The organism is Aquimarina celericrescens, from assembly GCF_042682765.1.
GTDB classification, from domain to species: domain Bacteria; phylum Bacteroidota; class Bacteroidia; order Flavobacteriales; family Flavobacteriaceae; genus Aquimarina; species Aquimarina celericrescens.
The window spans coordinates 1-1,874 of sequence record NZ_JBHUHY010000012.1; the positions used below are offsets into that span (position 1 = coordinate 1).

Below are 1,874 nucleotides of genomic sequence, written 5' to 3' on the forward strand. Positions count from 1 at the left end.
CCGCTAGTGCAATCGTCACTGTACTACCATCGGAATCTGTGATGATCAAATTCGTTCCGTCTTCGGTAAAAGAAGCATTGGTTGTATTGGTATCGATATCCGCTAATGCAATCGCCACCGTACTACCATCGGAATCAGTAATGATCAGGTTGGTTCCGTCTTCAGTTAAAGAAGCATTCGTAGTATTCGTATCAATATCTGCTAATGCAACCGCCACCGTACTTCCATCGGAATCAGTGATAATTAAATTCGTTCCATCTTCGGTAAAAGAAGCATTGGTTGTGTTGGTATCAATATCCGCTAATGCAATCGCCACCGTACTACCATCGGAATCGGTAATGATCAAATTCGTTCCATCTTCGGTAAAAGAAGCATTGGTTGTGTTGGTATCAATATCTGCCAGTGCAATCGCCACCGTACTTCCATCGGAATCAGTGATGATCAAATTCGTTCCGTCTTCGGTAAAGGAAGCATTGGTTGTATTGGTATCAATATCTGCTAATGCGATGGCTACGGTACTTCCATCAGAGTCTGTTAAGATTAAGTTGGTTCCATCTTCAGTAAGACTTGCATTGGTAGTGTTGGTATCGATATCCGCTAGTGCAATCGTCACTGTACTACCATCGGAATCTGTGATGATCAAATTCGTTCCGTCTTCGGTAAAAGAAGCATTGGTTGTGTTGGTATCAATATCCGCTAATGCAATCGCCACCGTACTTCCATCAGAGTCTGTTAAGATTAAGTTGGTTCCATCTTCGGTAAAAGAAGCATTGGTTGTGTTGGTATCAATATCCGCTAATGCAATCGCCACCGTACTTCCATCGGAATCAGTGATAATTAAATTCGTTCCATCTTCAGTAAGACTTGCATTGGTTGTATTGGTATCTGTTTCTGCTGCGATATCTGCCAGTGCAATCGCCACCGTACTTCCATCGGAATCGGTAATGATCAAATTCGTTCCGTCTTCAGTTAAAGAAGCATTGGTAGTATTCGTATCAATATCCGCTAGTGCAATCGCCACCGTACTTCCATCAGAATCAGTAATGATCAGGTTCGTTCCGTCTTCGGTAAAAGAAGCGTTGGTTGTATTGGTATCAATATCTGCTAATGCAATCGCCACCGTACTTCCATCGGAATCAGTGATAATTAAATTCGTTCCATCTTCAGTTAAAGAAGCATTCGTAGTATTGGTATCGATATCTGCTAATGCAATCGCCACCGTACTTCCATCAGAGTCTGTTAAGATTAAGTTGGTACCATCTTCAGTAAGACTTGCATTGGTTGTATTGGTATCAATATCCGCTAATGCAATCGCCACCGTACTTCCATCAGAATCGGTGATGATCAAATTCGTTCCGTCTTCAGTTAAGGAAGCATTGGTAGTATTGGTATCAATATCTGCCAGTGCAATCGCCACCGTACTTCCATCAGAGTCTGTTAAGATTAAGTTGGTTCCATCTTCAGTTAAAGAAGCATTGGTTGTGTTGGTATCGATATCCGCTAGTGCAATCGCCACCGTACTTCCATCAGAATCAGTGATAATTAAATTCGTTCCATCTTCAGTTAAGGAAGCATTGGTTGTATTCGTATCGATATCTGCTAATGCAATCGCCACCGTACTTCCATCGGAATCAGTGATGATCAAATTCGTTCCATCTTCGGTAAAGGAAGCATTGGTTGTGTTGGTATCAATATCCGCTAATGCAATCGCCACCGTACTACCATCGGAATCAGTGATGATCAAATTCGTTCCATCTTCGGTAAAAGAAGCATTGGTAGTGTTGGTATCGATATCCGCTAGTGCAATCGTCACTGTACTACCATCGGAATCTGTGATGATCAAATTCGTTCCGTCTTCGGTAAAAGAAGCATTG

At 42.0% G+C, this 1,874-nt stretch carries 1 protein-coding gene; it reads right to left on the reverse strand.

The genetic code is table 11. From position 1 onward, the window contains the following. Positions 1-1,874: beta strand repeat-containing protein (locus ACFSJT_RS11545; RefSeq protein WP_378320423.1), on the reverse strand; the 1,874-nt coding region annotated here is incomplete at both ends.